We start from the raw sequence: 16,179 nt of genomic DNA on the forward strand, positions 1-16,179 counted from the left end.
AGATGAATTTCGGGCTTTTGTGTTGCCGCATTTCCCGCACCAACCGCCATCTCCAGGAGTCTGCGATGAGCACCGTCCAAGCCCCCACAACACCTGCCCCGGCCCTGAGCGGTCTCCGGGCAGCCCTCGACGCGGACCCTTCCTTTGCCCGAGTCCGCTCAGAAGCCGCACGCGGCACAGCCCGCAGCGAGGACTACCGCATCGCCGCACCAGCGGGCCTACGCGCGGCATTGCTTGCTGAAATGGCTGACGGACTGGACGCGCTCGACGGCGGTGCGGCAGGCGCCGTCGTACTGGCGGTTACTGCAACCGGACGCGAGAGCGAAGATCTTGCTGCAGCGCTGAGCGCCTACTTGCCAACCGGGGCTGTGGCTCAATTCCCGAGTTGGGAAACCCTCCCGCATGAGCGATTGTCACCGCGTTCGGACACTGTGGGGCGGCGCTTGTCCGTTCTCCGCCGTTTAGCTCACCGTGAGGCTGGAGACCCTCTGCGTGTGGTTGTTACTCCGGTGCGTGCGGTGCTGCAGCCAATTGTGCAAGGGTTGGGCGACTTGGAACCTGTGCACTTGGCAGTGGGACAGGAAATCGAGTTCTCTTACTTGGTCCGCAAGCTCGCCGATGCAGCCTACGCCCGTGTGGATATGGTGACGCACCGCGGCGAATTCGCTGTTCGCGGCGGAATCCTAGACGTGTTTCCACCCACTGAAGACCATCCGATTCGCGTGGAATTCTTTGGCGACGAAGTTGAGCAAATGCGATGGTTTGCTGTGGCGGACCAGCGTTCCTTGTCAGCCCCCGGCATCATCCACCCCACCGAACTTCACGCACCGCCATGCCGCGAGCTGCTCATCACACCCTCTGTGATGTCCCGTGCCGCTACCCTCAAAGCGAAAATGCCTGCCGCCGCAGACATGCTGGAGAAAATCGCGGGCGGTATTGCGGTTGAAGGTATGGAATCGCTGGCACCGGTGCTTGTGGATGCCATGGTGCCGTTTCTGGGACAGCTAGCGCCCGGTTCCATCACAGTGGTGGTTGAACCAGAAAAAGTCCGCACCCGCGCCCATGACCTGGCCACCACCAATGAAGAGTTTTTGCAGGCAGCATGGGCTACAGCGTCCGACGGCGGGGCCGCACCTTTGGACCTCGGCGCCCAAGAGAGCGCTGACCTACAGTCAGCCAGCTTCCGCACACTCACTGAGACTCGCTCCACTGCGCTCGCCGAAGAGATCTCATGGTGGTCCATTTCCTCCCTCGCCACCGACGAGGACTTGGTCTTAGACATCGATGTGTTGAACATCAACGCTCGTGAACCACGGGGGTATCAAGGCGACGTTGCCGAGATGCTCGAGTTCATTGGCTCACGGGTTCATGACCAGTGGCGGATTGTTGTGGCCACCGACGGCCCCGGCCCTGCACAGCGCCTTGCCGAGCTCTTTCATGACGCAAACATCCCCTGCTCCCGGGTGGAGGCCCTGACGGAGCTACCGCAGCCGGGCATTATTGAAGTCACCACGGCGCCGGCGGGTAAAGGCTTTGTCCTCGACGGGCTCAAACTCGGGCTCTTGACGGAGGCTGACCTGCTGGGCCGTACCTCTGCTGGCGGCACCAAAGACATGCGCAAGATGCCCTCCAAACGGAGGAACGCAGTTGACCCTTTGCAATTGCACGCGGGCGACTATGTGGTGCACGAACAGCACGGGATTGGGCGCTTTGTTGAGCTGATCCAGCGTAAAGTTGCCGGATCCAGCCCGGCCGATGCAGGCCTGCGTGAATACTTGGTCCTTGAATATGCCTCTTCCAAACGTGGAGCACCGGGGGACAGGCTCTTTGTCCCTACCGACCAGCTAGACCAGGTGAGTCGATATGTGGGCGGCGACGCTCCGGCCCTGAGCAAAATGGGTGGCGCGGACTGGGCCAGCACCAAGTCCAAAGCACGCAAGGCAGTTAAAGAGATTGCCGGGGAACTGATTCGCTTGTACTCGGCCCGGATGGCGTCCCGCGGCCACGCCTTTGCTCCAGACACGCCCTGGCAGCGTGAACTTGAAGAGGCATTCCCGTATGTGGAGACCCCGGACCAGTTGACCACCATTAACGAGGTCAAAGCGGATATGGAACGCGAAATTCCGATGGACCGCTTGGTCTCAGGTGACGTGGGATATGGCAAAACCGAGATTGCAGTGCGTGCAGCGTTCAAAGCCGTTCAGGACGGTAAACAAGTTGCCGTATTGGTCCCTACTACGCTCTTGGCGCAGCAACATTACGAGACGTTCACCGAGCGATTCTCCGGGTTCCCGGTACGAGTCAAAGCACTCTCGCGGTTCCAAACCGGCAAGGAGGCCAAAGAAACCGTAGAAGGGGTCAAAACCGGTTCCGTCGACGTAGTGATCGGTACACACCGGCTTCTCTCCAAGGAGATGCAGTTCAAGGATTTAGGACTCGTCATTGTGGACGAGGAACAGCGCTTTGGTGTGGAGCACAAGGAGGCGCTCAAGAAGATGCGCACCAACGTGGACGTTCTTGCCATGAGTGCCACGCCGATTCCACGAACTTTGGAAATGTCCCTGACGGGTATTCGCGAGACCTCAACTTTGGCTACTCCGCCGGAGGAACGGCACCCTGTGCTGACCTATGTTGGCCCGTATACCGACAAGCAAACTTCGGCTGCTATTCGTCGTGAACTCATGCGTGAAGGCCAAGTGTTTTTTGTTCACAACCGGGTTTCTTCCATTGACCGAATGGCTGCACAAATCCGTGAGCTGGTTCCTGAAGCCCGGGTAGAAGTTGCGCACGGTCAGATGTCAGAGAGCCGTTTGGAACAAATCATCGTGGATTTCTGGGAGAAGCGATTCGATGTCCTGGTGTGCACCACCATCATCGAAACAGGCTTGGATATCTCTAACGCCAACACGCTGATTGTGGACCGCGCTGACAACTACGGACTGTCCCAATTGCACCAATTGCGTGGCCGAGTGGGTCGCGGCCGTGAACGTGCATACGCCTACTTCCTATACCCCGCCGAGAAGCCCTTGGGCGAGGTAGCCCTTGAACGTCTCAAAGCCGTGGCATCCCACAATGAGCTGGGGGCGGGTATGCAGTTGGCCATGAAGGACCTTGAGATTCGTGGTGCAGGAAACCTTCTGGGTGGCGAGCAGTCCGGACACATCCAGGGTGTTGGATTTGATCTCTACATCCGCCTAGTGGGAGAGGCTGTTGCTGACTTCCGTGGTGAAAAAGAAGAGAAGACTGCCGAAATGAAGATCGAGCTGCCGGTGAACGCCCACTTGCCGCACGAATATGTTCCCGGCGAGCGTTTGCGCCTAGAGGCGTACCGGAAGCTCGCTGCAGCCGCCAGCGTTGAGGCCATCGAAGAGGTAAAGGCCGAACTGGTGGACCGTTATGGTGAGCCTCCCTTGCCGGTTCAAAACCTACTGGCCGTGGCTCGGTTCCGTGTTGATGCACGCGCAGCTGGCCTCAGTGATGTTGCTTTGCAGGGCAACTTCATCAAGTTCGCGCCAGCACACCTTCCTGAGTCCAAAGCGATGCGTCTGGCACGTATGTTCCCCGGATCCCAGGTCAAATCGGCACTCGACGCCGTACTCATCCCCAAACCGAAGACAGCACGCATTGGTGGCCGGGACTTACAAGACGCCGAAATTCTGCAATGGGCAGATGGCGTGATTAAAAATATCTTCACCGACGGCGCCTAGGCGAATATCTAGGGCAGCTCAGCAAAAAGGTGTGGCTTTATTTCTGAACAATCAGAACTAAAGCCACACCTTTTTTAGCTAGGTTTATTCTTCGCCCGCGGAGTCAGAACGGCCCAGAATGTGCTGGGGGATGATGAATGCCAAGGCAAAGAGAACCAGCGTCACAGCCATGGGCCATGCGTTGTCCAAGGTGAGGAAGTTTAGGGAGTACACCGCGCCAGCAAATAGTGCGAAGCAGATGACAAAAAGCACGATGGACTGTGCGAGATTGTTTTCGTTCTCGATCGGACGGCTCTTGGCATTCATAAACTACTTCTCCTCCTGCGCCCGCTTGGGCCGCTAACAACAAAATATTACGCCGCATCCCGCTAACGCTTAGACGTTAGCGAGTGGTTCTAGTAGGCGGATGTGCCTTGTTCACCGTTAACAATTGCGATACCAGAGCTGGCTCCGATGCGGCTTGCACCTGCAGCAATCATAGCCCGGGCATCCTCCAGTGAGCGCACTCCGCCGGAGGCTTTGACACCAATGCCTGGCCCAACCGTGGCGCGCATCAGGGCTACGTCTGCAACTGTTGCACCGCCTCCGTTGAAACCCGTTGAGGTTTTGACGAAGTCAGCGCCGGAAGCAGCAGCGGCTTCGCAAGCGAGGACCTTCTGCTCGTCAGTGAGCAAAGCCGTTTCAATGATGACCTTCAGAATTGCGCCCTCGTTGTGAACGGCTGTGGCCACCGCCGTGATGTCCTGGATCAGCGCATCTTTGTCATTCGCACGGGCTGCGGCGATGTTGATGACCATGTCGATCTCATCGGCCCCGTCCAGGGCGGCTCCACGTGCTTCAAAAACTTTGACCTCAGTAGGCGTGGCCCCGAGCGGGAAACCAATCACCGAGCAGGTCAGTACGCCACTACCGCGCAAAGCGTTGGTGACGGTTTTGACCCAGATTGGGTTTACGCAAACGGATTTGAAGTGATACTCGGCTGCTTCGGCACAGACCTTCAACACATCAGCTTTGCCAGCTTCCGGCTTCAGCAAGGTGTGATCGATCATTGCGGCAATGCCACCGGGAGTTTCAGTGGTGCTGATTTCAGCGCTCATGGCGGTCCTTCCAGGAGTGCGGCTTTGTGGGCCGGCGGGGCCGCCCGGGCGGCAGCGTCTCAAATGACTATCTTGCCATAAGGGGACGCGCCGAGACCCGGGTCAGCAATGCCCAAGGCTTCGACACCGACTTCAATTTCACCACTGACATAGATTTAGGCACCAAAAAACCATACCGTCGACTCGCGAGTCGCTCGCGAGCCTTGGACTAGGCGGCGAGGGGTCAGGCGGCGGGGAGTCAGGCGGCGAGGCCCAGCAGAGCGCCGGTGCAGGCGCTCGCAGACACGCTGGCCGAAACCATCAAGCCCAAGCGCACACCGTCTACGGCTGCGGCATCGCCGATCGCCCAGATGCCGGGGACAGAAGTGCTTCCATCCGCTCCGACGACGATGCCACCAGAAGGTGCAGTGGCTACGCCGGCGGTGGCAGCCAATTCGTCCTGCGGCAAACGGTCCTCAGCAATGACCACCAGATCGGCGTGCATGCTGCTGCCGTCCTCGAACTGCACGCCTGTGACGGGCAAGGGGCTCCCCGCCAACGAGCTGAGAATCTGTGCGGGCAATGCAGTAGTTCGGATAGGGCGGACTCCGCGTGAGCGCAGGACTGCTTCGGCTTGACCGGCTGCAGCACCGGAACCGAGCAGAATTCCCAAGGGGCGTCGGCCCAAGACGCGGCTGGCTTCGAGCAGCTCTTCACTCAACCGTGCAGCGTCGTCGATCGTTCCATAGTGCAGGCACTTGCTCTCGCCAACCACAGGGAGACGTACCGGGCGGGAGCCAGTGGCGATCACTAGATGGTCATAGCCGATTTCCGCGCCAGCTCTGGTGACCACCGTTCGTTCCGCGGCGTTGATGCTGGTGACGTCTTGACCGATGCGCACCGAAACATTGGGCAGAGCAGCAAGGTCCAGCACTTCTGGCGGGCAGCTATCCGATGCCTCGAGGATGGTGATACTCCCGAGGAATCCTCCGCGAGAGAGTTGGCTGACCAGCTGTTGGGCTGCCGTACCAGCTCCGGCAACAACCACACGTGTATTACGGGAGGGCTGCTCGTTGATTTGTGAAGAGATTTCCAGAGAGTAATCGGCGGTCATGGTGCCGGTCCTTTCAGCTGCGAGTGTTCGGTAGAACCAGCCTAGGGACTTCACTTTTCCGTCTTGTTTCAGCTCCATTGCCAGCTTTGCGGCAATCGTTTTGCAGTTTTTACCGGGCCGAAACAATGCGGCCTAAACACCCCCTAGACGCGTAGGCGGTAGCCGCGCTTAAGCACTGTTTCGATCATTCGAGGATCCGGGAGGGCGCGGCGCAGCCGGCTGACCGTCATATCCAAGGCGTGTACGGAATCTTCTTGGCTCAGTAATTGACCTAAAGCATCTCGGCTCAAGACCTTGCCGCCAGCATTGAGCAGCGCGCGTAGGAGCAAGAGGGGAGCGGGGGCTAAGTCAATTGGTGTTCCGTTGACCCGCAACGACTTTCCGCGTAGCTCTACCGAGCCCGCCGCTGTTGTGAGTAGCTTTACGTGGTTCTGACTCAAATGTTCGCTGACCAAACGGATCAACGCACCCATCCTGAACCGTTCCGGCACAATCGGTTCCACACCGACGTCGAGCAGTGGAACTGCTGTTACGGGCCCCACAGCCGCTGCCACTACGTTCGTTTTGAGCGCATGAACTAGCTGGTTGTAGAGGCCCAGTTCGTGAGCGGTGCTCCACATCGCATCAATAGCTGGCGCGCTAGTGAACGTGATCAGGTCAAGGTTCCCTGCCACCGCGGCCTCAATCAGGCGAGGCAATTGGTCTTCACCTTCGGGCTTAGCCCAGCGGTACGGCGTTACCGTAAGCACTGTTGCACCGGCCATACGAAGCCGCTGAAGCTGACGTGCATCCGTGTAGCCGTGCAATTGCATGGCGATGCACTTCCCCCGGACACCTTCACGAAGCAGCATGTCAACAAGTGTTGAAGTAGTTTCGTCGCTGCTAATTCCGACGTCGGCAAGACCTGCAGCGCGGACGGCGCCCCGGGCTTTGGGGCCGCGAACAAACATCCTCGATGCACCGAGAACTTCAAGGAGCCGTTCCCCGTCCCCTGCAGCGTCGGCGGCTTCGCACCAGCGGCGCATTCCGTAGGCAGTGGTGGCAATACAAATGTCCGGTGCTGCCGCGATGATGGCGCGGGTATCAGCAATGAGTTCCGTGTCCTGGTTTACCGGCTCAATTTTCAAGGCCGGAGCATGCATCACTTCAGCGCCGCGCCGTTCGAGTGCTTCGATCAAATCCGTGGCCCGGCGGTGGGAGGTGACACCAATCCGGAAGCCCTCCAAGGGATTCGAGACCTCTGGTCCAAGCTCATCTTTAGCACTGGCAGGTGTGTTTGGTGCTGCATGGCTTGGGTGGGAATTCAAAGGCATACGTTCCACTGTAGATGTGCTCATGAGTTAGGCCCCCAAAAGTGACGCGGCAAGTTCTTGCAATGTTTCGGCGTCGCCCGTGGCGGCGCCAAGGGTCCGGCCACGATTTTGTTCGGCAACCCGGACTACTTCACCAATCACCAATACTGCAGGGTTACTGCACTTTGATGAGGCATCCACCAGAGTTCCCAAGTTTGCAGTTGTGGTTCTTTGACCCGGGCCGAAACCACGCTCAATGACTGCTGCTGGAGTGGTTTCCGAAAGCCCTGCGCGGCGCAAACCTGCCACCAGAGAAGGGAGCGTCCCAATGCCCATCAAAACCACAATGGTGCCACCCAAACCGGCCAGGTGCTGGTGCTCTTCTTCGTTCAGTGGGGCATGCCCAGACACCACTGTAAACAGGTGACTGACGCCCCGGTGGGTCACAGGAATTCCTGCCGCAGCCGGAACAGCAATGGCACTGGTGACTCCGGAAATGACGTGTACAGGCACACCGGCAGCAACACACGCCGCAACTTCTTCACCGCCGCGACCAAACACAAAAGGGTCACCGCCTTTGAGCCGTAGAACGTTGGCCCCAGAAAGCGCTGCGGACACCATTTGCTCTTCAATACCGGCCTGACTGACCTTGTGATGCCCAGGAGTTTTGCCCACGTCGATCAGCTCCGCCGTGCTCAGCTCGGCCAGCAAGTGGTGAGGGGCCAAACGGTCGTAGAACACCACGTCGGCATCCCGCAGAGCGTTCAGCGCACCGAGGGTGAGAAGGTCCTCAGTTCCCGGCCCGCCGCCCACTAGGGTGACGTGACCTGCGGGCCCAGCAGGCGGCTCGATCGCCACCGGGATACCGGCTGCGCGGCACCGGTTGAGCAATGGTTCCCAACCCGGCTGACCGTCGTCGACTGCTGCCACAAGGAAAGGATGTTCGGGCAACGGGCCGTCAGTGCTCTCACCCTGTGGGGTGCTGAGTCGAAATACGACCGCGCCGGCTGCCTGGTAGCGACGCATGGCTTGACGGGCTACTTGCTCGGCTCCGATGAGGAGCACTTCGCGGCCCGTGAGATCGATTGAAAGCTCCATGATTACACCTCAGTCTCTTGCGTGTGGCGTGAACGAACCCGGCTGGTTGCTCCTAGTTCGGATGATCCTGCCGGTTCTAGTACTCGTGCTGGTGCCAGTAATCCTGCTGGTTCGGCGGAACCTGGCCGTAAGGGGATGGATGCTCCGATGAGGACAGGCTCTTTGGCTGCGGCGGCTTTTTCTTCTGCAGTGGCTGGCCGCATCTGTCCCCGCTCATCCGGGACAAAAGTAATCGAGTCATCCTTTTCGTGTGGGGCATTCACAAAGGAACGGAAACGGCGCAAGCGCTCGGGATCCTTGAGAGTCTCAGCCCATTCGTCCACGTAGCTTTCAACGTGCTGGGACATAGCGGCTTCTAGATCCGCCACAATACCAAGGGAGTCGTTGACCACCACGTCTTGAACGTGTTGGATGCCGCCCTCGAGTTCCTCTTGCCAGCGGGCTGTGCGCTGGAGGCGGTCTGCCGTGCGGATGTAGTACATAAAGTACCGGTCAATGTACTTGATAAGTGTTTCGTCATCGAGATCCTTGGCCAGGAGCTGAGCGTGCGCCGGAGTGGCTCCGCCATTGCCACCCACGTACAGGTTCCAGCCGTCAGCCGTAGCAATCACACCAACGTCCTTGCCACGTGCTTCAGCGCATTCACGGGCACAACCGGAGACACCCATCTTGAGCTTGTGAGGGCTGCGCAATCCGCGGTAGCGCAGCTCCAGCTGAACTGCCATGGCCACCGAGTCTTGAACACCGTAGCGGCACCAGGTGGAGCCCACGCAGGACTTCACAGTGCGCAGAGATTTGCCATACGCCTGCCCGGATTCGAAGCCAGCATCAACCAGTTCTTTCCAGATTTCCGGTAGTTGCTCGAGCCGGGCGCCAAACATATCGATGCGCTGCCCACCAGTGATCTTGGTGTACAGCTGGTATTTTTCTGCCACGGCGGCGATCACACCGAGCTTCTGCGGGGTGATCTCTCCGCCGGCGATGCGGGGGACTACCGAATAGGTGCCGTCCTTTTGCATATTCGCCAAAGCGCGATCGTTAGTGTCCTGAAGGGTTCCGCGACCGGCATCGAGCACGTAGGCGTTGTTCTGGCTGGCCAGAATGTTGGCGATGGTCGGCTTGCAAATATCGCAACCGGCACCGGTGCCGTACTTGTTCATAATCTCTTCGAAGGAGCTCAGGCCGAGCACGCGCACCGACTCAAAGAGTTCTTGACGAGACAAGCTGATGTGCTCGCACAGGGCCTTGGAAACTTCCACACCGTTTTTGCGTAGCTCTGTTTCCAAAAGCTTTTTGATCAGTGGGACACACGAGCCACACTGGGTTCCGGCCCGGGTGCAGGCCTTCAGGCCAGTCACATCGGAGACGGGATCTGATCCTTCGCACGTTCCACAGCCGCCAATGGCGTCCCGAATAGCCCCGGCGGTGACGTTTTTGCACGAACACAAAGTGGCGTCGTCGGGCAGTTCCGTCTCTGGAGCGCTTCCACCGGCGGCGCTCAAATAGGCGCCCGGCTCGGCTGGAAGCTCGCGGCCCAAAAGCGGACGCAAAGATGTGTAGGCCGTGGCGTCGCCAACAAAAATGCCACCCAAAAGGGTTTTGGCATCGTCAGTGGTCACAATTTTTTGATAAATCCCACGCGCCGGGTCAGCGTAGACGATCTCCAAACTGTGTTCAGCCGTGGCAAAGGCGTCACCAAAGCTGGCCACGTCTACGCCCGAGAGCTTGAGCTTGGTGGCGGTGTCAAAACCGGGGAAAGTCGCCTCGCCGTTGTGCAAACGGTCCGCAACGATTTCGGCCATAGTGTTGGCCGGCGCCACCAGACCAAGGCACATACCTTCAAAGTTGGCCACCTCCCCGATAGCCCAAATGCCAGGTACGTCTGTGGCGCAAGCTTCGTTAATGACCACGCCGCCGCGAGGACCCAAGGAGAATTGCTGCCCTGTGCCGTTTTCTGCCTGGCTGTTTTCTGCGCGGAACAGATCATCACGAGGTTTCACACCAACGGCAGCGATCACCAAGTCCGCCGGAATGACACGGTCATCGGCCATAAGAACGCCGGTGACATTGCCCTCGTCATCACTGTTAATGGCCGCCGGGTAAACGCCGTTGTGAACGGTGAGTCCTTTCGCGGCCACCAGACGACCGAGTGCTTGGCCAGCGCCCTCGTCCAGCTGGGCGTTCATCAACCACTTTCCGCCGCCGATCACCGCTGGAACCGCGCCAAGCTGGGCTGAGCCCGCAGCCGCTTCAAGGCCCAACAGACCACCGCCAATGGTCACTGCATTGACTGGCCGGCCGAGCTTAATCTCGAGCTCCTTGATGGACTTGTTAATGGCCCACACGTCGTCCAAGGTGCGGTAGACATGGGTCAATTCGGAGCCCGGGATGGATAAGCGGGCAGCGTCCGAACCCGTAGCAACGACAAGCTCGTTATAAGGGTACGTGTGGCCGGCAGCTGTGTGGACAGTTTTGTTGTTGGTATCAATTCTCACCACACGCTCGCCGGTTTTCAGCTCAATCGCTGCGTGTTCCCACAAGCTGGTCTCACCTAGAGAGAGATCAACGTCCGGTTCGGTGAGGGCTTTGCTGAGGGCTACCCGGTCGTACGGGAGGTGAGCTTCTTCGCTGAGCACCGTGATGTGCCAGCCGTCGAGCCCGCGGGCCTGCATTGCCTCGGTGAAGCGGTGCGCGGCGGGGCCACCGCCGGCTACCACAACGTGGCGGATGTTCTGCGGGTGCAACTGCTTTTCGGTCACGGGGATGGCCTTTCACTTCAGCCACAGCTCGTTCACCGCGGCTCGTGCTTCGAGCCTAGGCAACTGCCATTGCCCAGCAGTTTCTCTTGTGTAACAGCGCATTAACTTTCTTGTCACGCTGAGGTTTCGGGCTCGGTGAGGTGGCTTTTACGTAAAAGACACATTGAACGCATCGCCGTGAAACACCGCTTGCCTAGCCTGAAAACACAGCCTTAGCAGGCCCACCCGGAAGGACATTCATCATGAGCAGCACCGCAGTACTCGAATACAACGTCACTGACATTCAGGCGCCGTCCGTTGTTGGGCCCGAAGCGGCTAGCTCGTGGTTGAGGGTTTGTGCCACCGAGGATCTTGAACCGGGCTGGGGCGAGGCAGCGTTGATTCAGGGCCAGCAGGTTGCGCTGTTCCGTATGGCCGATGGTTCGGTTTTTGCTGTTTCCCACACAGACCCCGCCACTGGTGCACAAGTGATGGCTCGCGGAATCGTTGGGTCCAGGGGTGAGCGCTTGACGATCGCCTCGCCACTTCACAAAGACGTTTACGATCTCCAGAGCGGTGAGTGCTTGTCCAATCCCGCCCTGCGGCTGACCGCATACCCCACACGCCTCACTGAGGGCTCAATCGAAATTCAGCTAGCCGCCTAGGGCGTTTTACTCTGGGCGCTGTCTGGGGATTTTGGAACACTTTTTGCCGAGTGCCTGGTTTTGGCTGGTGCTGGCGCTATTGCTTGTCCTGTGGCTGTCCACCCGGTGACCTAGTCCCGGCACGCTTCAGGGCCAACGTAAAAGCCTGGCGAGAACGCACCAGATCCCTTGCTCGCGAACAACAGTCGTTGAGCCAGCCACCAGCTAGCGAAGTACCTACAAACCGAGAGCTTCGCGCACGTCCTCAAGTACGGCGTCGAGCGCTTCCCGGGCGTCTTGACGTACGGCAGGTAACTCTGCTGAGGAGCCCACCGGGCGGATGACCTCTAGGTAGCACTTGAGCTTCGGTTCGGTGCCGCTGGGACGAATGATGACCCGTGTATTGTCGCGGGTTATAAACAATAGCCCGTCAGTGGGGGGTAGCTCCTCGGTACCTTCGGCAAGGTCAGTAAACACATCAACTGTAGAGCCAGCGAACGACTGTGGCGGTGCCACGCGCAGACGGTTCATCATGGCATCCAAAAGCCCTAAATCTGCCACTCGAACACTGAGCTGGTCGCTCGCGTGCAGGCCATGGAACAAGTAGAGCTCATCCAGGGTGTCAAAAATCGTTTTTCCAGCAGCCTTTGCTTCGGCTGCAAGCTCGGCAATCAACACTGCAGCGGAAATACCGTCTTTGTCGCGAACTAGATCGGGCGCCACGCAGTAGCCCAGAGCTTCCTCGTAGCCGTAAACGAGCCCGGGCACACGGGAAATCCACTTGAACCCAGTGAGAGTCTCGCAATGTGAATAGCCGCCAGCGGTCGCAATGCGCGCCAGTAGACGCGAAGAAACGATCGAATTGGCAAAAACGCCGTTCGAGGCGGTTTCGGCGTCGCCACTGAGTTCCGGAACCTGGCCAGAGGATGCACCAGTGGAAATGCCGGCACCATCGATAGCAGCTTCGTTTGAAGTACCGTTAGCCAGCCGGGCCACCACGTGAGCACCCAACAAAGAGCCCACTTCATCGCCGCGGAGCATTCGCCATTCGCCCGTGGCAGGGTCCTTCGCCGCCACAGCTGCGCGGTCAGCATCAGGGTCATTGGCCAGAACGCTATCCGCGTCCAACTCAGCGGCCGCTGCGAGTGCCAAATCCAGCGCGCCAGGTTCCTCCGGGTTAGGGAATGCCACGGTGGGGAAGTCAGGATCCGGTTCGGCCTGTTCAGCAACCAAGCTAACGTCGGTAAATCCGGCAGCCGCCAAAACGTTGATCGCGGTTTGACCGCCCACCCCGTGCATTGGCGTCAAAACGATCTTCAAATCCCGCGACGGGAAGCGCTCGGCTTCAGCCAAGCCAGCCACCGCGGCCTGGTATTCAGAGGCAATGGATTCGGGCAGAACCGTCCACCCTTCCTCCGCGAGCTGGATGCTGTCCAAGGAACCAACCGCTTCAATGCGGGCTGCAATTTCAGCGTCGTACGGTGCCACAATTTGTGAACCACGGCCGCTCTCTTCCACAGCGCGGCCGCCCAGATACACCTTGTAGCCGTTGTCCTGGGGTGGGTTGTGACTTGCTGTCACCATGACGCCACCGTCGCAGTCCAAGGATCGCACCGCGTAGGCCAGCAACGGTGTGGGCAGCGCGGACGGCATCAGAAACGTTTGGATCCCGGCCGCGGTAAAAATTGCGGCCGTTTCTTCAGCGAAAATGTCTGAGTTATATCTAGCGTCAAAACCGACGACGGCGCGTGGCGCCGTACGTGCATCGGAGGTTTCGGCGTCGTTCACTTTTTCGGTGAGAAACTTTGCCAACCCCGCTGCGGCGCGACGCACCACCACACGGTTCATACGCATTGGACCAGGGCCCAGTGCTGCCCGAAGACCAGCTGTTCCGAACTGCAAGGTACCTGAGAAACTGTCCTGAAGCTCCTGGAGCGCGGCCGGATCTTCCGCCGACCTGGCAACAAGGGCCTTGAGCTCAGCGGCGGTGGCCGGATCCGGGTCCTGGGAAGCCCACTCGAGGGCGTCGTTACACAGTTGCAGTACGTCGGCGTCTGGAAGCGTCATAGCTCTAAAACTATCCTCAAATCGGGTGGGAGTCGCTGTGCAAGTGAACTAGAGCTTGGCGATGATGTCTGCGAGCAAACGGGAGATCCGTGGTCCTGCAGCCTCGCCAGCTTCGAGAACTTCGGCGTGGCTCAGCGGTACGGGGCTGATTCCGGCGGCCAGGTTGGTCACCAAGGAGATGCCGAACACCTCCATTCCGGCGTGACGGCCGGCAATCGCTTCCAAAGCGGTGGACATGCCCACGAGGTCTGCGCCGATGCGCTTGGCGTACTGAACTTCAGCCGGGGTTTCGTAGTGCGGACCTGTGAACTGTGCGTAAACGCCCTCGTCCAAAGTAGGGTCAACCGACTTGGCCAGATCGCGTAGGCGTGAGGAGTACAGGTCAGTCAGATCAACAAAGGTGGCACCTTCGAGCGGGGAAGTGGCCGTGAGATTGATGTGGTCGCTGATCAGGACGGGTGTTCCCGGCGCCCAGTTTTCATTCAGGCCACCGCAACCGTTGGTCAGGACAAGTGTTTTACAACCGGCGGCTGCAGCGGTACGGACTCCGTGAACCACAGCGCGCACGCCTTTGCCTTCGTAGTAGTGCGTACGAGCGCCGAGAACCAGAGCGCGCTTACCTTCTTTGGTGAGAACAGAGCGAATGGTGCCGGTGTGACCCACTACTGCTGGAGCCGAAAACCCGGGCACGTCTGCCGCATTTAGTGTTGCAGTGGTCCCGCCAATCAGCTCTGCGGATTCACCCCAACCTGACCCCAAAACCAGGGCTACGTCGTGCTGCGCTACGCCAGTTTGGGCGGCGATGTAGTCTGCGGCGGCTTGGGCGGCGTCAAAAGGCTCAGAAATAGTCACCGGATCAAGGTACCCGTGTTTACGCCGAATGCACAGTAACTCTGCCCGGGTAACTCCGATTTGTGCGTCAATTGCTGGGATTTTCATCACCCGGAACCCGCCTGAAGTGGAAGTGCACCTGCACATAGGCGAGAATGGATCGTGTGACGAGCCAACTTGATTTCACTGTCCCCCGTATTGCAATCCTCGGTGGAGGGCCTGGTGGTTATGAAGCGGCAATTGTTGCAGCATCCCTCGGCGCCAAAGTCACCATTATCGAACGCGCCGGACTCGGCGGTTCCGCAGTTCTGACGGACGTTGTTCCCTCAAAAACTCTGATCGCTACGGCTGATCTGATGACCCGTGTAGGTGAGGCGGGTGCGCTGGGCGTGAAGTTTGACGTCGACGGCGGTGACTGCGTCCCGACCATGCGCGCTGACCTGAAGCAAGTGAATGACCGGCTTTTGGGCCTAGCTCGCGAACAGTCCCGGGACATTCAGTCCGGTCTGGAGCACCAAGGGGTGCGAGTACTGATCGGCTCCGGGAAACTTCTGGACAACAAAACCATTGAAGTTCTCACCGCTGAAGGCACGGAGACCATCGAAGCGGACGCGATCCTGCTGGCTGTTGGTGCCCACCCGCGCGAACTGCCCACAGCACGTCCAGACGGGGAACGAATCCTCAACTGGGCGCAGATTTACAACCTCGAAGAACTTCCCGAAGAGTTGATCGTTGTAGGTTCGGGCGTTACCGGTGCGGAGTTCGCCTCGGCCTACAACGGTTTGGGTTCCAAAGTCACATTGATTTCCAGCCGTGACCGCGTGCTTCCGGGCGAAGACTCAGACGCTGCTGAGGTACTTGAAGAAGTGTTTGAACGCCGCGGTGTGCGGGTTTTGGGCCGTTCGCGCGCAGAAACGGTTGAACGCACCGAGGACGGCGTTGTGGTGACCCTAGGTGATGGCTCCACCGTGACCGGCAGCCACTGCCTCGTCTGCGTTGGTTCCATTCCGAACACCGCCGGTATTGGTCTTGAAGAGGCCGGTGTGGCACTCACCGAGAGTGGCCATGTAAAGGTCGACGGCGTCTCCCGCACCACCGCGCCCGGCATTTACGCTGCGGGTGACTGCACCGGTGTTTTTGCTTTGGCATCAGTTGCTGCCATGCAGGGCCGCATAGCGATTGCCCACTTGATGGGTGACGGTGTGAAGCCGCTGCGTATCAAGCAGGTTGCTGCCAACATCTTCACCTCGCCGGAAATCGCGTCTGTGGGTGTTTCCGAGGCTGATCTGGCCGCTGGTAAGTATCAGGGTGATGTGGTGAAGCTGTCACTGCAGTCCAATGCCCGCGCCAAGATGCGCAATCACAAAGACGGCTTTGTGAAGATTATCGCTCGTAAGGGTTCAGGCACCGTGATCGGTGGTGTGGTAGTTGGCCCGAACGCGTCTGAGTTGATCTTCCCGATCGCTGTTGCTGTGGCGCAAAAGCTTCACGTAGACGACGTCGCCAGCACCTTCACCGTGTACCCCTCGCTGAGCGGTTCAATTTCTGAGGCTGCCCGGCGCTTGCACGTGCACATGTAGCCTGCACGTTCACATGTAGAGTGCCGTGGCGT

11 protein-coding genes are annotated in these 16,179 nt (G+C 59.1%); 3 read left to right on the top strand and 8 right to left on the bottom strand.

Going from position 1 to position 16,179, the window contains the following annotated elements:
- Window positions 1–65: 65 nt before the first annotated feature.
- Window positions 66–3,707 carry a transcription-repair coupling factor gene (gene mfd / locus ACQR35_RS07565; RefSeq protein ID WP_430266979.1) on the top strand — a complete coding sequence of 1,214 codons (3,642 nt, stop codon included), beginning with the start codon at window positions 66–68 and terminating at the stop codon, window positions 3,705–3,707.
- A gap of 84 nt (window positions 3,708–3,791) precedes the next feature.
- Here mfd and ACQR35_RS07570 read toward each other — a convergent pair whose 3' ends face one another.
- The 6 genes from ACQR35_RS07570 to nirB all read right to left on the bottom strand — a co-directional run bounded on the left by ACQR35_RS07570 (window position 3,792) and on the right by nirB (window position 11,046).
- A complete protein-coding gene (locus ACQR35_RS07570) occupies window positions 3,792–4,013 on the bottom strand; it encodes a hypothetical protein (protein ID WP_430269680.1) in 222 nt (73 codons plus the stop codon).
- Between the two features lie 89 nt (window positions 4,014–4,102).
- The gene (gene deoC / locus ACQR35_RS07575) at window positions 4,103–4,804 is read right to left on the bottom strand and encodes a deoxyribose-phosphate aldolase (protein WP_430266981.1); all 702 of its coding nucleotides are present in this window, start codon (window positions 4,802–4,804) and stop codon (window positions 4,103–4,105) included.
- 238 nt (window positions 4,805–5,042) lie between these two features.
- The gene (locus tag ACQR35_RS07580; RefSeq protein WP_430269681.1) at window positions 5,043–5,897 is read right to left on the bottom strand and encodes an FAD-dependent oxidoreductase; all 855 of its coding nucleotides are present in this window, start codon (window positions 5,895–5,897) and stop codon (window positions 5,043–5,045) included.
- Window positions 5,898–6,040: 143 nt separating this feature from the next.
- Entirely contained in the window at window positions 6,041–7,210 is a 1,170-nt protein-coding gene (locus tag ACQR35_RS07585) for a uroporphyrinogen-III synthase (RefSeq protein ID WP_430269682.1), read from the bottom strand.
- A gap of 27 nt (window positions 7,211–7,237) precedes the next feature.
- Window positions 7,238–8,287 (bottom strand): uroporphyrinogen-III C-methyltransferase, encoded by a 1,050-nt coding sequence (gene cobA, locus ACQR35_RS07590; RefSeq protein WP_430266984.1) that lies wholly within the window; start codon window positions 8,285–8,287, stop codon window positions 7,238–7,240.
- Window positions 8,288–8,289: 2 nt separating this feature from the next.
- The gene (nirB, locus tag ACQR35_RS07595; protein ID WP_430269683.1) at window positions 8,290–11,046 is read right to left on the bottom strand and encodes a nitrite reductase large subunit NirB; all 2,757 of its coding nucleotides are present in this window, start codon (window positions 11,044–11,046) and stop codon (window positions 8,290–8,292) included.
- Window positions 11,047–11,288: 242 nt separating this feature from the next.
- On the opposite strand from nirB, the gene nirD reads away from it, so the two are divergent.
- Entirely contained in the window at window positions 11,289–11,690 is a 402-nt protein-coding gene (gene nirD / locus ACQR35_RS07600; protein WP_430269684.1) for a nitrite reductase small subunit NirD, read from the top strand.
- 216 nt (window positions 11,691–11,906) lie between these two features.
- Here nirD and ACQR35_RS07605 read toward each other — a convergent pair whose 3' ends face one another.
- The gene (locus ACQR35_RS07605) at window positions 11,907–13,736 is read right to left on the bottom strand and encodes a phospho-sugar mutase (RefSeq protein WP_430269685.1); all 1,830 of its coding nucleotides are present in this window, start codon (window positions 13,734–13,736) and stop codon (window positions 11,907–11,909) included.
- Window positions 13,737–13,784: 48 nt separating this feature from the next.
- Window positions 13,785–14,675 (bottom strand): purine-nucleoside phosphorylase, encoded by an 891-nt coding sequence (locus ACQR35_RS07610; RefSeq protein ID WP_430266988.1) that lies wholly within the window; start codon window positions 14,673–14,675, stop codon window positions 13,785–13,787.
- A 47-nt stretch (window positions 14,676–14,722) separates the two neighbouring features.
- Here ACQR35_RS07610 and ACQR35_RS07615 point away from each other — a divergent pair, with 47 nt between their 5' ends.
- The gene (locus ACQR35_RS07615) at window positions 14,723–16,147 is read left to right on the top strand and encodes an NAD(P)H-quinone dehydrogenase (protein WP_430266989.1); all 1,425 of its coding nucleotides are present in this window, start codon (window positions 14,723–14,725) and stop codon (window positions 16,145–16,147) included.
- Window positions 16,148–16,179 lie beyond the last annotated feature (32 nt).

This window comes from Pseudarthrobacter sp. J1738 (assembly GCF_050490315.1).
In the GTDB taxonomy this organism is placed as follows: Bacteria; Actinomycetota; Actinomycetes; order Actinomycetales; family Micrococcaceae; genus JBNPEO01.

Excerpts from the sequence above, each read along its gene's own strand:
- cobA (WP_430266984.1), bottom strand. The coding sequence starts at position 8,287 with ATGGAGCTTTCAATCGATCTCACGGGCCGCGAAGTGCTCCTCATCGGA.
- ACQR35_RS07585 (WP_430269682.1), bottom strand. The coding sequence starts at position 7,210 with ATGCCTTTGAATTCCCACCCAAGCCATGCAGCACCAAACACACCTGCC.
- ACQR35_RS07610 (WP_430266988.1), bottom strand. The coding sequence starts at position 14,675 with ATGAAAATCCCAGCAATTGACGCACAAATCGGAGTTACCCGGGCAGAG.
- ACQR35_RS07570 (WP_430269680.1), bottom strand. The coding sequence starts at position 4,013 with ATGAATGCCAAGAGCCGTCCGATCGAGAACGAAAACAATCTCGCACAG.
- nirD (WP_430269684.1), top strand. The coding sequence starts at position 11,289 with ATGAGCAGCACCGCAGTACTCGAATACAACGTCACTGACATTCAGGCG.
- ACQR35_RS07580 (WP_430269681.1), bottom strand. The coding sequence starts at position 5,897 with ATGACCGCCGATTACTCTCTGGAAATCTCTTCACAAATCAACGAGCAG.
- ACQR35_RS07615 (WP_430266989.1), top strand. The coding sequence starts at position 14,723 with ATGGATCGTGTGACGAGCCAACTTGATTTCACTGTCCCCCGTATTGCA.
- deoC (WP_430266981.1), bottom strand. The coding sequence starts at position 4,804 with ATGAGCGCTGAAATCAGCACCACTGAAACTCCCGGTGGCATTGCCGCA.
- mfd (WP_430266979.1), top strand. The coding sequence starts at position 66 with ATGAGCACCGTCCAAGCCCCCACAACACCTGCCCCGGCCCTGAGCGGT.
- ACQR35_RS07605 (WP_430269685.1), bottom strand. The coding sequence starts at position 13,736 with ATGACGCTTCCAGACGCCGACGTACTGCAACTGTGTAACGACGCCCTC.